Source organism: Bacillus cereus group sp. MYBK245-2 (assembly GCF_051916145.1).
In the GTDB taxonomy this organism is placed as follows: Bacteria; Bacillota; Bacilli; order Bacillales; family Bacillaceae_G; genus Bacillus_A; species Bacillus_A pacificus.
Genome location: NZ_JBQAGB010000007.1, coordinates 22,239 through 37,855 on the forward strand (window position 1 = coordinate 22,239; position 15,617 = coordinate 37,855).

The window sequence follows — 15,617 nt, forward strand, 5'->3', positions numbered from 1 at the left end:
TCTTATTCTTTAATTACGACCCATTTATTCGTTCTGGTGTATTTCCTTGGGGAAGTACCAAGAATTAAAGGAACCGCATCCAGTTCCTTTCGCCGGAATCCAGCTGTGTAAAAATAAGAAGAAGATACAGGTGTATCCTGATCTGATATGGAGGCAAGCACCTTTAATACATTTTGCAAGTGTTTCCGATTATCCCCGTTTTTTATATGTAGTAATCCATTATCTTTTACGCTATTAATCCATACTTCAAATGAACAGTTTTGCATAAGCAGTTGTTTACATACGCCTGCCGTTAATTCAATTAGTTCCTCTGTATCATTTCTCAAAGAAATACCACTTTTGTTTTGCAAGTTTAGATAAATCGCATATTTATCTGATTGTGTTCGCTCGTATTTTTTTGCAGTTATCGCCCCTGTTTTCGCTGTCGCACTCCAGTGGATAGAACGAAAATCTTCATTTTCATACGACTTCACTCCCATTACCTTCGTTTCATCATATAAGGGTGATGACATCGCTTTTCGAAATCCTCGTGACCATTCTTGTAATTCAGGAACTTGCATTTTCGGAACAGCTGGTAAAACTAAATAGGTCGGCGTTTCAACTCTTTTATATGTTATATGGTTCGTCATAAATCCAAAGGGATCTGTAATGACAATTTCAACTTCTTCCCATCTCGCAATTCCCCTTTTTACAGCTACAGCTTGTAAATCAAATAAAACTGACTCTCTTCCTTTTAAATTAAAATTCATATAATAATTTGAACCTGTACTATGATTTTTTGTTTATTTCATCATGATTCCAAGTTAGCTTATTTTCACATTTAAATCGAAATACAACATTAAAAATAGGAAAAATTGATTTGTTTGAAATTTTTATTTTGCATCTGTTCGTTTCACCTATAAAAACATTTGAATTTCCTTGACTGTATTCCCATTCAACACGAGATACTTTACGTATATAAACATGCATAGCACCTATTAAAATTACATACAAAAATACGAGAGATAAAAACAGTAGATTACTTGAAAATATACATAAAATAACTGCTACAACTGACATAACTCCCATTACGAAAGGCTCCGCTAAAGGTGTATACACAAGCTGTTGATTCATCGTACATTCTCCACTGGCACACTAATCGTATGAAGAATTTCTTTCATGATTTGTTCTTTCGTCGTTTTCATCTCCCCCTCAATCGTTAACGTTAAACGATGAGTGCATATGGAAGCAGCAAGTTGTTTTATATCATCTGGCGTACAGTAATCTCTTTCATTTAATATAGCCCGTGCTTGAATCGCTCTCATAAATGCCAACGTCCCCCGCGGACTTACACCAATTTCAATTAGCTCATGCTTACGCGTTGCCCCAATAATTTCAAGAAGATAATCTTGCACATCATTTCCTACTAACACTTCTCTTGCACGCTTTTGCATCATAATAATTTCTTCACTTGAAATAATAGAGTGTAATGTTTCTAACGGATCATTCATTTGAAACCGATTCATCATTTCCTTTTCAGCTTCTCTCGTAGGATATCCTTGGCGAATCGTAAGTAAAAATCGATCTAATTGAGCATCCGGTAAAGGAAATGTACCAGCAGATTCAAGCGGATTTTGCGTTGCAATTACTAAAAAAGGTTCTGGTAATGAATGTGTCTGTTTCGCAATCGTAACAGTACGCTCTTCCATCACTTCGAGTAACGAAGATTGCGTCCTCGGTACAGCCCGATTAATTTCATCCACTAATACTATATTTGCAAAAATAGGTCCTAACCTCGTTTTAAAATCCGATTCCTTCACATTAAAATATTCAAGACCAATAACATCTCCAGGCAAAGTATCCGCTGTAAATTGTATTCTTTGAAATTTTGCGTCCACGCTTTTAGCCAAACTTTTCGCTAGTGTTGTTTTTCCTGTCCCCGGTACATCTTCTAATAAAATATGTCCTTTTGCTATTAGAGCGACGGCTGCTAGTTCTATGGATTCATCTTTTCCTATAATAACTTTCGAAATATTATTAGTGATTTTCTTTAATGTGTTCATCTATTTATTCCCCCACTTTCTTTTATTCTGAAAATTAAGAATTATAATTTTCCGAATTATAACACATTACGATAAAAGTAAATATATTCCTGTCAAAATAAAAAAGATGACCTTAGCACTATAAGCTAAAGTCATCTTTCTCATTATTTTACTAACTCTCCATTATAAGCTTTTATATCAAGAGGAGCAGTTAAAAACTGTTTTACTTTGCTAACGAAAGATGTGAAGTGTTCACTCGTATTATGACTCGCAACTGCTGCTTCATCTTTCCACACTTCAACCATTGTATACACATTTTCTTTTTCTATGTCCTTATACAAGTCATAAGAAATATTTCCACTTTCTTCTCTTGAACTATGAATCAGCAGACGAATCTCTTCTAAAAATGATTGTTGTTTCGCTGGATCTACTTGAAATATTGCGTGAATAATAATCATGGTGTTTCCCCTCTCATATTTCACTTATTTCTTTTGAAATTACTTCCACTCAGCAACTTTTTCAACTGGAAGACGTACTGATTGGTAACCACTATCAGCAGCTTTTCCGATTGAAATTAACATAACTGGCACGTAACGTTCTTTATCTAATCCGAATGCTTCTGCGATTTGGTCTTTTTCAAATCCACCAATTGGGCAAGTATCATAACCGTGAGCACGAGCTGCTAGCATAAATTGCATTGCTACAAGACCGCCGTCAATAAGTACAGTATCTTTCATTACTTCTGGTGTAACCATTGAGAAGTAAGCTGAAAGTTTTTTCATTTGATCTTCTTTTACTTCAGCTGGCATGAAACCGCGCTCTACTGCTGTTCCGTAAATTTCTTCTGCATTATCAAAGTTGTTTAAATCACCAAATAAAGCGATCATTGCTGAAGATGTTTCTACTTGTGATTGATTGAACTTCGCAAGTGGTGCAAGTGTTGCTTTTGCTTCGTCACTTTCAATCACAAGGAATCTCCATGGTTGCATGTTTACTGATGATGGTGCAAGTGTTGCTTCTGTAAGAATTTCTGTCATTTCTTCTTTGCTAATTTTCACTGATGAGTCGTATTTACGAATGGAACGACGTCCTGTTAAAATTTCGTTAAAGTCATTTGTTTTTACTGAGTTAGTCATAGTTGTATTCTCCCTTTTTTAAAGTTCTTTTATATTTTCTTGAATGTGAATTAACATATTTAAAAGATTATCGCGTTCTTCCTCACTTAATCCTTTAAATGCAGATGCTGCAAAACGTTCTTTTTCCTCTTGAAACGCCTGGATTTTATTTCGTCCCTCTTCAGTTAGAGAAACTAACGTAATTCTGTTATCATCTGGATTTTTACGTCTTACAATCATTTCATTGGCCTCAAGCTGCTTTAAATGCCTCGTTATCGCCGCATTATCAATATTCACTTCTTGCTGAAGTGCTTTTTGACTAATTTCACCTACTTCATATAACTGAAGTATAAGCTCTAAACGAGATTGGCTCATACCCGTACACCCTTCAAACTTCGAACTTACTTCCTTGTTTAGAAAGTGTAATTTATATAAAATAATCGCTTCTTTTGAGCATGAACTTGTCAAATTACCCCTCCTTTAGATCCAATTTAAAAAATCACTTGATATATCAATAGTTGATACGTCAATTAATATAATCTATATCGATTAAGAATGCAAGCATTTTGTTTTCATTTTATTTTTTCCAAATTAAGGCGCTTTGTAGCGTTACAAAAAATGTAAATTACATTATAATAGTAATACTTTAAATGACTGGAGAGTGATTGTAATGCGGCAATACACAAATAGAAATGAGGAAATGAAAATGGAAAATGAAATGAGGATATTGATATATGACAACAATAAATATAGGGATTGTCGCGCACGTAGACGCTGGCAAGACGAGTTTGACTGAACGTATTCTTTATGAAACGAATGTGATTAAAGAAATTGGCCGAGTTGATGGCGGAAGTACGCAAACAGACTCAATGGAATTAGAAAGGCAGCGCGGAATTACGATTAAAGCATCCGTCGTTTCTTTCTTTATTGATGACTTAAAAGTAAATGTCATCGATACACCGGGACACGCTGATTTTATTGCTGAAGTGGAGCGATCATTCCGCGTTTTAGACAGTGCAATCTTAGTTATTTCTGCCGTTGAAGGTGTGCAAGCACAAACGAAGATTTTAATGCGAACGTTACAGAAACTAAACATACCGACTATTTTATTTGTAAATAAAATTGATCGTCGTGGTGCAAATAGTAAAAAAGTTGTAAAGCAAATAAAAACGATTCTTTCAAATGAAGCATTCCCCTTTTACTCTGTCCTAAACGAAGGAACAAAGGAAGCTCGTATTATTGAATATAAATCATATGATGATTGTATAGAACGATTAGCACCATATAATGAATCGTTACTTGAGTCATATGTAAATAACGAAATCGTAACGGACACAATGTTAAGAGAAGAACTCATTAAACAAATAGCGCAAGCAAATTTGTATCCGATTTTCTTCGGTTCCGCAATGACGGGTATAGGAGTATCTAAACTACTTGAAAATATTTCAGCCTTACTTCCAGCTAATAATCTGTCTCAAGATGAAGAATTGTCCGGTATTGTTTTTAAAATTGAACGTGAACCTTCTGGAGAAAAGATTGCATATGTAAGAGTTTTTTCTGGTAACTTACACGTTAGAAAACATGTTGATATACAGCGCGATCAGTCTCTACCACATAAGGAAAAGATTAAAAAAATGTGCATGTTTCATAATGGAGATGCCGTTCAAACTTCTACCGTTCCTAGCGGAGAATTTTGCAAAGTGTGGGGACTAAGTGATATTAAAATTGGTGATATTATCGGTGCACGGACTGATTATATAAAAAATATTCACTTTGCCGAACCACAAATGGAAGCTGCCATCGATGCAGTACCTAAAGAACGAATTCATGATTTATACGCTGCACTTATGGAACTATGTGAAGAAGATCCACTCATTAAAGTGTGGAAAGATGATGTTCATAATGAACTATATATTCGCCTTTTCGGTCAAGTACAAAAAGAAGTAATTGAAACAACTCTTTTTGAGAAATATAATTTGCAAGTTACTTTTTCAAATACGCGAGTTGTATGTATTGAGAAGCCAATTGGCATTGGGATTTCCGTTGAAGTAATGGGCGAAAAAACGAATCCATTTTACGCAACAGTTGGATTCAAAGTCGAACGTGGTGAACTGAATTCTGGCATAACATATAAATTAGGCGTTGAACTTGGCTCACTACCTTTAGCCTTTCATAAAGCGATTGAAGATACTGTATTTCAAACGTTAAAACAAGGTTTGTACGGATGGGAAGTTACGGATATTATCGTTACGTTAACCCATACTGGCTATGCTAGTCCTGTTACAACAGCTAGTGACTTTAGAAACTTAACGCCACTCGTTTTAATGGATGCTTTAAAGAAAGCTGAAACATATGTATATGAACCAGTTAATGCGTTTGAATTAACTGTACCGGAGCAGGCAATTAGTACCGCAATGTATAAGCTCGCTGCTATTTCAGCAACTTTTGCAGAGCCGATATTCAATAATGACTCCTACCATTTAACAGGATCGTTACCTGTTGCGAAAACAGAGAGTTTCAAACGAATACTACATTCATTTACAGAAGGAGAAGGCATATTTACAACGAAGCCAGCTGGTTTCACAAAACTTATGGCTCCCTTCCCTACTCGAAAACGTGTTGATTATAATCCGTTGAATCGGAAAGATTATTTGCTTCATGTTTTGAAGGCTTATTAAAGTAAAAGAGGTGCAATTCGCACCTCTTTTTGCATGTATTGATAAGTTAGTTTTCCCTAACAATTTCTTTAAGCTTTTCTATTATTTTCGCTATTGCTTCAATTGAATTTTCTGTTTCATATTCTCCAACATTTACAGAATGATTTGCGTTTTTGATAACATCAATTTTTAAATTTGTATTATGTAACTGATTAATTTGATCTGCATTATATTGGTGATCTTTATCCCCAATTACTAAAAGCCCTTCGTGACTACTATGTAAAATAGAATCAAAAATAGATTCAAAAGTTAGTAAAGGTGTAAGTACTATCATTTTTGACTGTAAAAATTCTTTTCTCTTCATTAAATCCTTTGCAATCGGAATTGTTCCAAGTGACTTCCCTAAAAACATCGTCTCGTTGTATTGCTCATCTTTTAATACTTCATTTATTACAGGATTAATATCATCCATCATTACTTTCGTTACTTCTTCCATTGGTTTATTCATTAATTGTCCATCATAAGAATAATGAATATGTACAACATCTATTTTATGTTCAAGCATAAGCATCGTCGCGTAATAAAATAACGGCTTATCATAATTGTATCCTGAACCTGAAAACATAAAGCAAACCGTACTAGAACCTTTTTCGATATGTGTGTAATAAATTACTTTGTCATTTATATGTATCTTTTTTTTAGTCCTCTTCACCGTTTTCCCCTCCGAATACATTTACTTTTGTAATACAATATGTTCTGTGTGAGCTACTATATCCTTTACTTTTTCTTTTATAAATGCTGGTTGTAAGTTATATGCATGTAACTCTTCTACCGACACCCACTTAAACAAATATGTTCTACCCTCTTCTTCCAAAATATATTGATTCGCTCCATTCGCGGGTAATTCATGCAATTCTACTTCGTAATAAAAACTAATCTCATGAAACTTTCGCTCAGAAAGTGTGAAGAAATTTTCTACTGACCATAGTAATCTCTTTACTTTAATAGGAACAGCTAATTCTTCCGCAAGTTCTCGTTTTAACGCGTCTTCACTATTTTCTAGCATTTTCACTCTACCGCCTGGTACGTACCAAAAATCTTCACCATTACCTTGCAATATAAGGATTTTATTACCGTGTTTACAAATGGCTCCGACTCGGTAATTAAAACATGTTTCCTCAACTTTGAACGTAAGATCCACAACGATTGCCTCCTATACTTCATTTAAAAATCGCTATAAAACTATTATGTATGTATCGTATAAATAAGATTACTAATTTTTTCTAGTTTATTCAATAGTTTTTTAATTTTCCGAATCTTTTTCCATCAATTATACATATGCATCTATTACAATAACAGTACACACGAAAAAGCGCCTTGTTTCTTTAATAACAAGGCGCTTTTTCTTGATACTATATTTAAATTGTTATCTTCCCACTCTCCCACCACTCCATGAAAGTTTTTAAAGAAAGCGCAACCCACGTTCTACTATCATTTTCATGATTCCATACATATATATCATCTCTTTGTACCATTCCATTCAAAACAGAATAACCAAACAAATCACCATTTCCGCCACCGATAAGCTGCTCCACAAAAATCTTTTCTTTTGTTAAACGAATTGCTATCATAAAAAGTTACGGGGGATTTGTTATTTTACTTTAATTCTAGAAACAAAAATAGAATCCATTTTGAAAAATAAATCAACATGGATTCTTAAATAAAAAACAATTTTTTTGATGTATCTTAGTTTAATTGTTAACTCTGCACAATTTCCCCATCAACTAACTCAATAATTCTATTACACTTATTCGCTACTTCCATATCATGCGTTACAATAATAATTGTTCGTCCTTCCTCATTCAGTTGTAATAGTAGGTTCATAATTTCTTCTCCTGTTTTTCTATCTAAATTTCCGGTCGGTTCATCTGCCAATATTAATTCTGGTTCGCCCACTAACGCTCTTGCAATTGCGACGCGCTGCTGTTGTCCACCTGATAGCTCGTCCGGTGTTTTATACATATGTTCTTTTAATCCTACTTTTTCTAAATAGAACTTCGCCTTATTTTCTCTTTCCCGTTGCTCTAGCTTTCTATATGTGAGTGGTAGCACTACATTATCCAGTACAGTATGTTCTTTTAACAATGCAAAATATTGAAAAATAAATCCGATCATTTCATTTCTTGTTTTATGAACTTTATTTGCTCTAATTTCAGTTAATGATTTTCCATTTAACGTATATTCACCCTCATTTGGCATATCAATTAACCCTATAACATTTAGTAATGTACTCTTCCCTGAGCCTGATCGCCCCATTACCGCTATCATTTCGCCCTTATGTATCGTTAAATTTATACCGTTTAACGCGAACGTATTGTGATTCTTATTACTATACACCTTCTTAATATCTTTTAGTTCAATTAACCCCATTATTCCATCCCACCTATTAATGTTTTCGGTTCAAGCTTTCTAATAAATAAGAAGACAATTACATTTGATACAATGATGATCAGTAATAAGAAAAGAAATACTAAAAGTAATATAGGCATGTCCAATTTAAAGTCTAATGCGGATACTGCTTTAAAATCCTTTGACATTTGCAGCAGATTACCATATCTCCATGAAAAGTAAGCTATTGACATTCCTAAGCCAGCTATTGCTACAATAATGTTTTCTATAACAATTTGAATAAACATTCCAAATTTACTTTCGCCAAAAACTATTTTTATACCAAATTCCCTCTTTCTCATCAAGATAGAAACGATGGTTGTTACTACCATTCCGACGATCGAGAATAGAATGAATAAGATTCCTACTATAAGTTGAGGTATTTCAGAATAACTATTAAGAGTAACATCTATATTTATTTCATCACCTAAATTTTTCAAATAAAACGTACCGCCGTTTCCTTTAAGTTGAATTGATTTTTCTAGTTTCTTTACATCTGCATCTTTTCGTAAATGTAAAACTGTACTTTGATGCAGTCTTAAAAACATCGCTTCATAATTTTCATATCTATCAGATGACATAGGCATTATCATTGCATAATCCAACTTCAAATAAACGTTCGTTGTATTATTATTTACGATAAATTTATTCTCTGGTAAAAAGCCTATAATTGTATATTGATTATTAATTGTATCCCCAACTTGAAAATATTTCTTAAAGTAAGAACCCATTAATACTTTTGTTTTTTCTTCACTATTTTTTGGAAAATCTTCATGCAAGAAACCCTCTTCAGGTTTTAAAGGTAAACCTAACAATTTATAGTAATTTTCATCAACAACAATTGTTTGAACAGTAGGTCTGTCATCGTGAAACGTTTTATGTTTCAAATCAGCAATCATACTATTTTGAAGTGGCCTATTACTTAATTCTATTTCAATTAAACTCTCCTCGTATGTACCATACGAAATCACATCTTTATTTTGATGAATTGTATTATAAACCGCTTGAATTTGCTCTTTATTAAATTGATCGCTTTGTAACCTATCTGTCGTCCTTTCAAAAGTAACTAAATATGTTTTATCCACATTTAATGCTGAGCTGGCTTTATCATTTAGATGGTGTAAATTATAAAATACATTAATTGAACTCGTTATAGTTGCTAATCCAAATGTAATCTGTATTAGAAGAAGTACGGAAAATAGAAATCTCTTTTTTAATGCTAGGAACGCACTTTTTATTCTCATCATTTTTACTCCTTTAACGCTTTAGCAGGTTCACTTTTAAGCACATATACAAATGGTATTACAGAGAGGATAAAAGCTATAGTAAGTGAAAAAAATACACACATTACAATATGAGTAGACTGTAAACTAATGCTATAACTTGTAAACTCTACAATATTTTCACTCAAAGTGCTAAAAATCCATTGTATGCATATTGCACAGGTTGATGCAGCGATTGCACATAAAAATAATTGACTAAATATAAAAATAAACAGATTTACATTACTTGCTCCCAAAGCTTTCCTTAACGACAGACTTTTTTTCTTCGTATAAATCCAATAATAACTTACTATTATACTGGTAATGAAAGCTATACAAAAAAGCCTAAATGGAAAACTAAGTAACTCTTTCACGGCTTTACTTGTGTTTTTTTCTTTCTCATAGTTCTCTTTTTCACTAATCACTTTGGCATTTATATCTTTATTGTTCTGTTTCATATGCTGTATGAAAGTTTCTATCTCTTCTTTAGGGTTTTCGTTAGAACGAACAATCATTTGGAATGTATTATCTTTTTGTATCATCTGTTTCACTTCATCTGGCATGTCATTTAGAGAGACGTAAATTTTAATATTATACTCATATCCAGTATTTTCTCCAGCTACGCCTTTAACTATATATTCCTTATTAAATAATTTTATTGTTTCCATATCCTTATAAATTTTCTTCCCCACTATTACACTATTTTTTTCATCTTGTCCCATCTGAGAACCTTTTAGCAAAGGTGGAGACCAATTTTTATTAAGGAGACCATTCATTGTTACTCGGCCGATATCTGGAATAGTAGTACGAATATCATTTGTAATAACACTAGCATTTTTAAAATCAGATTCTACTAACGTCTGAAACTGTTTGAAATTGATTTCCCCCATATTAGTAAGTTGAACGGAATAGTAATAATTAAAATAACCATTTTTTCTATCATAAAATTTCTCATCATAATAATCTTTCGTCGACATTGCTATAAGTATCGGCCATATTGTCAATACAAACGCAATAAATAACATAATGAATATTGTTTTGTTTACCACTATTTCTTTTAATACTAGATTCATATATCCTCCTCATTTTAAAAACCGTGAAAAAGGCATTTATCCTTTGTCACGGTTTTTGTTGATTGTTATCTAATTACCATTTCCTTAGAGGTATAGGCACTATCCCCTTTCATTACCCATTCATGACCCGAATAGCCAGTGGTAATTGGCCCTCTGGATGAAACTTTAACGTTCACACGATCTGTAATTTTAGCATTATTCTTTTCTACCTCTTTAGAAGACCCATCATCAAAGCTAGCCCTTACAGTCATCTTGTAAAAATGAGGTTCATTTGTTTGCGCAGTGTAGGCGTATCCTGTAGCCTTTCCTCCACTTCCGTCCCATTCCCCATAAGAATCCCAACTAATTGAAGCAAATGAAGCGGAAGAAACCATACCTAATAAACAAGCAGTAATCCCTGTAGTAGCTAAAATTTTTTGAAGTAAGCTTTTCATATATCCTTAATCTCCTTTTTAAAATATTCACTTAAATATTTAAGTATTTTTAGGCCTTGTCCTCATTATACATAAAGAAAAAAAGAAGATATTTAAAAATCCTAATATTTACATTATTTTACACAGAACTTACCTTCTCATGAACTTTCCTTCATAAAACAAAAAGATAGTATGAAACTCCCATTCACACCATCTTTTTGCTTCCGTTATTTATTTGATTCTGTATAAGGAAGAATATATTTCACAATCAATTCCCATCTATCCCTTGCATTCGGTATGACTTCAGAAGCAATCACCACCACCAGTTCCTTCTCTGGAATACAACAAATCACATTCCCACCATCGCCCATTGCACAGTATGAAAAGATTCCAGCCTCTTCTCGTAACCACCATAAGTAACCATATTGATTTTGGTTCATTGTTGTCGATTCTTTTATCCATGGTGTTGATAGAATTTGTTTTCCATTATGAGTACCTTCATTCAAATACAGCTGTCCAAACTTAGCCATATCTTTAACCGTTAACGTTAGTCCCCAGCCGCCTGTCGAAATACCATTTGGATCATGAACCCATCCTTTTACATCTTTTCCGAATAAGTCATCGAATCCAAATGCTTTCATATTGTAGTTTGGAATTTCTCTCATGCCGAGTGGCTGAAATACGTATTCATTCGCAAATTCACGTGCACTTTTTCCTGTTGCGTTCGTTATAATTGCTGATAGTATGTGAGCTCCTGCAGATGAATATTTAAAAAATCCAATTTCTCCGCCTTGTCCAATTCTATTTAACGTATATTCTATCCAATCCTTTTGTGTACATAATTCTTCTAGCGATTCCTGCCAGTCTACGAAAGGATGTGGAGCTGTCATCGTAAGAAGATGCCCTACTGTTATTTCAGATGAATGAACGTTATATTCCGGAAAAAATTCTATTACTCTTTGATCAACGCTTTTTATATAACCTTTATCTATACATATCCCAATTAACGCAGAGATTATCGTTTTTGTAACTGACGCTACATGAAACGCATCATCTGGACCGTGTCCCTTATAATATTTTTCAAAAATAACATTACCTTTCTGCACTACTAACATACCATTCACATTTCCATATTCTTCTTGTATAATCTGATCTAACTTTTCAGCAGTTTTCATTATTCCTTCCCCTTTAACCTATCATTAAAAAGGTTCGATAGGTACATATATATCAACTATATGTTTATGTTCGGGATGCTGCTTTGGATCATTTCTATATACTTCAAAAGGATACGAATCTCTCGGTTTATATCCGCTATTTGGAAGCCACTCACCGTATAAAAAATCCCATGCTCCTTTATATTCATCTTGGAATATTTCAAAATGACCTACCGCATACTTTCCAGAAGGTATTACCATTATTCCTATGTCGCTCGTTTCTACTGCGGACTCATTTGGAATTGTTATACATAAACTTGTTCTTAAATGATAGTCCTCTGTAAATTCATGATGATCGTGGTAAATGGTTAATACTTTCGTATCCTCAAATACATGATAGTTTTGCAACGCTGCGTAATGAAATAATTTCTCTATCATTTTCGGAAAAGCTACAGTTAACTCTTCATATGTACCGATATGTCTTATGTATGCGACGTTTATATCGTCCGCTGTTACAATTTCAACATTCCCTCGAACCTTCTTACATTCATTGTATTGAGAAGTTCTTCTTACGTCTTTGCAATTCTTGCTATTGTCGTTTCGATATTGAGACGGACTTACTCCGTAATAATTTTTAAATGTACGGGAGAAAACTGCTGAATCTGTGAAACCAAAATGGTAAGCGATATCTGTAATCGTCATATCCGAACGGTATGTAAGAAGGTTTGTTGCCCTTTCCAGTTTCAATCGGTTTACATACCGAGATAATGGTTCATCTACTATCCCTTTAAAAATTCTATGAAAATGATACTTTGAAAATCCTGCTATATCCGCTAACTCTTCAATTGAAAGTGAATCATTTATGTGTAATTCTATATAATTTTGTACTTTGTATATGCACTGTAAATACTCATTTCTACTTTGTTTACTCTCCATACTTCTAGCTCCTCACAACAAAAAGGCTAACTTTGTGCTAGCCTACTTTTACACATTTTTCAAAAATAAAACTCTACTCCCCCCATTCCCATCATAATTTGTATGTACCGATACACCCTCTATCTCATCATCCCCAGCCTCAATTTGAAAGCCAATCTCCCTATGAAACTGTATGGATTTTTTATTAACCGGTGATGTGATTGCTTTTATAACTTTACGATTGTTTGCACGCGCAACATCAAAGAAGTAAGAATACAATGTCGATGCGATTCCCCTTCTTCTATACTTCGGATTTACTCCGATAAAATGAACGTACGCTTCCTCTTTATGCGTTTGCGAAAAGAAGCCGCATAAGAAACCTAACGTTTCGCCTTCTTCTTCAATGATAAAACTCGTTTCTTGAAAGTGAACGAAGAACAGTTTTGGCAACATAGCTGCCATATCTCTCCCGCCCCACCAATCATTTAAAACAGAATGAATCTTTACATAATCTTCCCCTTGAATGTTTCTTACTCGCATATGTTTCTCCCTCTCACTCACTTCATTTTTTCATAAATTTTAATGACTGTTTCTACTAATAGGATGAATACCCATATTCCGCAAAATACAAGTACAGACTGGAATAAAGAACCTAGCATAACAATACTTATTAAACCTAATTCTGGGCCTGAAATGGACATTTCATCAAATCCTATATTATGTATAAATGGACCGGTTGAAAAAGCCATAAAAATAGATGCTATTAAATAAATCACACTCATTATTTTTAATATTTTTATAGAAAGATACGAAGTTTGTTCTTGCTCCACTTGTGATAATTCGATTTCCCCACTCTCAATTCCTTTTTGCAAACAATCTTCACACAAAAATTCTTCCTTATTTTTTTTACCACCATGCAATGTACCGGTTATTTCTTTACATCTTGAACATTTTCGATTTATCATGTTGTTACCACTCCTATCTTTTATGATTATACTTATAAAATTCTATTTTTACCTTAATATCCCTTTTATGTATTTTATAGAGAAAGGTCGTGTTTTATGATATCTAAACTTACTTTTGGTTATAAAAAGCCTACTGAGCAATATGTATTACGACCTAGTTGTTATGCAATTATTTTTGACTCAACCTCTTCAAAGATTGCTATTATCCAAAAAGGAGAACGCTATTTTTTACCTGGCGGCGGTATGGAAGGTACCGAAACAAAAGATGAATGTTTACATCGTGAACTACTAGAGGAATTAGGATGGTCCATTGAAATTGATCGGTATATCGGTAATGCAATGCGGTATTTTTATGCTGAAAAGGAAGATACATATTATTTGAACGATGGGTTCTTTTACATTGCGAACATGGTGCAGAAACAAGCTGAAAACTGGGCAGAGGATCACGTTCTAAGATGGATGTCTCCATTACATGCTGTAGAACTTCTACTTCACGATCATCAAAAATGGGCGGTTGAACAAGCACTTTTATTACGAAATAAAAAAGGATCTCCTTCTATATGAAAGAGATCCTTTTTACTGTTAACTCACTTTCTTCAAATTGAGAGCTGGCTTTTTCATTCCGCCTTTTTTTACAACGTATAAGCCGATAAAGATGATAAGTCCACCAACGAGTTGCATCATATTGATCTGCTCTCCGATTGTTACTGCCGCAAAGATAACTGCGAACAATGGCACGAGATACATATAAACCATTACTTTCGTTGAACCGATTTGACTAATGCCGACATACCACATTGCTAGCCCAAAGATGGTCGCAAAGACGATTGAATATGCTAGTGATCCCCAGCTTGGCGTATCTACTGGCCACGTTAATGTGTTTACGTTGAATAAACAGTATATAACGAGAGGTACAATTCCAATTAAAGTAGACCATGATGTGACTCTCATTGCGGAATATTTTGTAATAAGAGGTTGCGCTAATATTGGATACCATCCCCACGCAATTGCTGCGACTAATCCAATTATATTTCCGAGCCATGCATACTCGTAAGTAGCTCCTCCTGTATGTCCTGTTAATAAAACGAATGCTGCACCAATAAACGCTACTATTGAACCAATTTGTACTTTCATCGAAAAGCGTTCTTGTTTATGCAATACCGCTAATATCCCTGTAAATATAGGTGACATCGCAATTAATAATGAGGCGTTCGTTGCTGAAGTATATTTCACAGATAGCATAAACATCGTTTGATACATTGTCGTACCAACGATACCGACTGCTACTAATCGTAACCAATCTTTTCTTTCAATACGTAATGAGCGTTCCATTAAAAAAGTAATAAGTAATAATACCGGTGATGCTACTAAAAATCGTAAGCTATTAAATTGAATGGATGACATAAATGCCACACCATACTTTCCAATTGTATAATTTGCTCCCCATACTAATGCTACTGATACTAGGAGCCATTCCATTTGCCATCTTTTCATCCGAATCTCCCCTTCCATATTTAGCATAGTAAAATTGGCTGGATATAACACCGTCCAATTGGCTGTTTTTTTACCCAGCCAATTTGTTATACTGAATGTA

The 15,617-nt window shown here is 33.9% G+C and carries 17 protein-coding genes and 2 pseudogenes; 2 read left to right on the plus strand and 17 right to left on the minus strand.

Translation table 11 applies throughout. The features are described from left to right. Positions 1 to 2: 2 nt before the first annotated feature. The 5 genes and pseudogenes from ACTFRN_RS13520 to ACTFRN_RS13540 all read right to left on the minus strand — a co-directional run bounded on the left by ACTFRN_RS13520 (position 3) and on the right by ACTFRN_RS13540 (position 3,604). Positions 3 to 1,113, minus strand: a pseudogene (locus ACTFRN_RS13520) (DUF58 domain-containing protein). Further along, the gene (locus ACTFRN_RS13525; RefSeq protein ID WP_001094249.1) at positions 1,110 to 2,042 is read right to left on the minus strand and encodes an AAA family ATPase; all 933 of its coding nucleotides are present in this window, start codon (positions 2,040 to 2,042) and stop codon (positions 1,110 to 1,112) included. Before ACTFRN_RS13525 ends, ACTFRN_RS13520 begins: the two are co-directional and overlap by 4 nt. A gap of 143 nt (positions 2,043 to 2,185) precedes the next feature. Then, positions 2,186 to 2,479 (minus strand): putative quinol monooxygenase, encoded by a 294-nt coding sequence (locus tag ACTFRN_RS13530; protein WP_000583823.1) that lies wholly within the window; start codon positions 2,477 to 2,479, stop codon positions 2,186 to 2,188. 39 nt (positions 2,480 to 2,518) lie between these two features. Next, on the minus strand, positions 2,519 to 3,157 hold the full coding sequence (locus ACTFRN_RS13535) for a nitroreductase family protein (protein WP_000185398.1): 639 nt from the start codon (positions 3,155 to 3,157) through the stop codon (positions 2,519 to 2,521). Between the two features lie 18 nt (positions 3,158 to 3,175). After that, entirely contained in the window at positions 3,176 to 3,604 is a 429-nt protein-coding gene (locus ACTFRN_RS13540) for a MarR family winged helix-turn-helix transcriptional regulator (protein ID WP_000204171.1), read from the minus strand. A gap of 266 nt (positions 3,605 to 3,870) precedes the next feature. On the opposite strand from ACTFRN_RS13540, the gene ACTFRN_RS13545 reads away from it, so the two are divergent. Then, positions 3,871 to 5,814, plus strand: a complete 1,944-nt coding sequence (locus ACTFRN_RS13545) for a GTP-binding protein (RefSeq protein ID WP_088106656.1) — start codon at positions 3,871 to 3,873, stop codon at positions 5,812 to 5,814. 46 nt (positions 5,815 to 5,860) lie between these two features. On the opposite strand, the gene ACTFRN_RS13550 is transcribed toward ACTFRN_RS13545, so the two are convergent. From ACTFRN_RS13550 to ACTFRN_RS13600, 11 genes and pseudogenes are all read right to left on the minus strand, one after another. Beyond that, positions 5,861 to 6,526, minus strand: coding sequence for an alpha/beta hydrolase (locus tag ACTFRN_RS13550; protein ID WP_140383367.1), 666 nt, complete (start codon positions 6,524 to 6,526; stop codon positions 5,861 to 5,863). Beyond that, positions 6,527 to 6,994: an NUDIX hydrolase gene (locus ACTFRN_RS13555; RefSeq protein ID WP_016717853.1), complete on the minus strand. Its 468-nt coding sequence runs from the start codon at positions 6,992 to 6,994 to the stop codon at positions 6,527 to 6,529. It abuts the gene before it with no gap. Positions 6,995 to 7,211: 217 nt separating this feature from the next. Then, a pseudogene (locus tag ACTFRN_RS13560) lies at positions 7,212 to 7,370 on the minus strand (SMI1/KNR4 family protein); the annotation flags it as partial. 181 nt (positions 7,371 to 7,551) lie between these two features. Then, on the minus strand, positions 7,552 to 8,223 hold the full coding sequence (locus tag ACTFRN_RS13565; protein WP_088106658.1) for an ABC transporter ATP-binding protein: 672 nt from the start codon (positions 8,221 to 8,223) through the stop codon (positions 7,552 to 7,554). After that, positions 8,223 to 9,488, minus strand: coding sequence for an ABC transporter permease (locus tag ACTFRN_RS13570; protein ID WP_170932369.1), 1,266 nt, complete (start codon positions 9,486 to 9,488; stop codon positions 8,223 to 8,225). Before ACTFRN_RS13570 ends, ACTFRN_RS13565 begins: the two co-directional genes overlap by 1 nt. A 2-nt stretch (positions 9,489 to 9,490) precedes the next feature. Then, the gene (locus tag ACTFRN_RS13575; RefSeq protein ID WP_001055046.1) at positions 9,491 to 10,576 is read right to left on the minus strand and encodes an ABC transporter permease; all 1,086 of its coding nucleotides are present in this window, start codon (positions 10,574 to 10,576) and stop codon (positions 9,491 to 9,493) included. A gap of 65 nt (positions 10,577 to 10,641) precedes the next feature. Then, positions 10,642 to 11,010, minus strand: a complete 369-nt coding sequence (locus ACTFRN_RS13580; RefSeq protein WP_088106659.1) for a hypothetical protein — start codon at positions 11,008 to 11,010, stop codon at positions 10,642 to 10,644. A gap of 206 nt (positions 11,011 to 11,216) precedes the next feature. After that, positions 11,217 to 12,164, minus strand: coding sequence for a serine hydrolase domain-containing protein (locus tag ACTFRN_RS13585; RefSeq protein ID WP_000844672.1), 948 nt, complete (start codon positions 12,162 to 12,164; stop codon positions 11,217 to 11,219). 24 nt (positions 12,165 to 12,188) lie between these two features. Beyond that, positions 12,189 to 13,079 (minus strand): AraC family transcriptional regulator, encoded by an 891-nt coding sequence (locus ACTFRN_RS13590; RefSeq protein WP_000444268.1) that lies wholly within the window; start codon positions 13,077 to 13,079, stop codon positions 12,189 to 12,191. A 48-nt stretch (positions 13,080 to 13,127) separates the two neighbouring features. Beyond that, a complete protein-coding gene (locus ACTFRN_RS13595; protein WP_001266056.1) occupies positions 13,128 to 13,598 on the minus strand; it encodes a GNAT family N-acetyltransferase in 471 nt (156 codons plus the stop codon). 17 nt (positions 13,599 to 13,615) lie between these two features. Beyond that, a complete protein-coding gene (locus tag ACTFRN_RS13600) occupies positions 13,616 to 14,023 on the minus strand; it encodes a DUF3980 domain-containing protein (RefSeq protein WP_000610499.1) in 408 nt (135 codons plus the stop codon). Positions 14,024 to 14,119: 96 nt separating this feature from the next. Here ACTFRN_RS13600 and ACTFRN_RS13605 point away from each other — a divergent pair, with 96 nt between their 5' ends. Continuing rightward, positions 14,120 to 14,587 (plus strand): NUDIX hydrolase, encoded by a 468-nt coding sequence (locus ACTFRN_RS13605; protein WP_000624016.1) that lies wholly within the window; start codon positions 14,120 to 14,122, stop codon positions 14,585 to 14,587. An 18-nt stretch (positions 14,588 to 14,605) separates the two neighbouring features. On the opposite strand, the gene ACTFRN_RS13610 is transcribed toward ACTFRN_RS13605, so the two are convergent. Then, entirely contained in the window at positions 14,606 to 15,517 is a 912-nt protein-coding gene (locus tag ACTFRN_RS13610) for a DMT family transporter (protein ID WP_000832948.1), read from the minus strand. Positions 15,518 to 15,617: the final 100 nt, after the last annotated feature.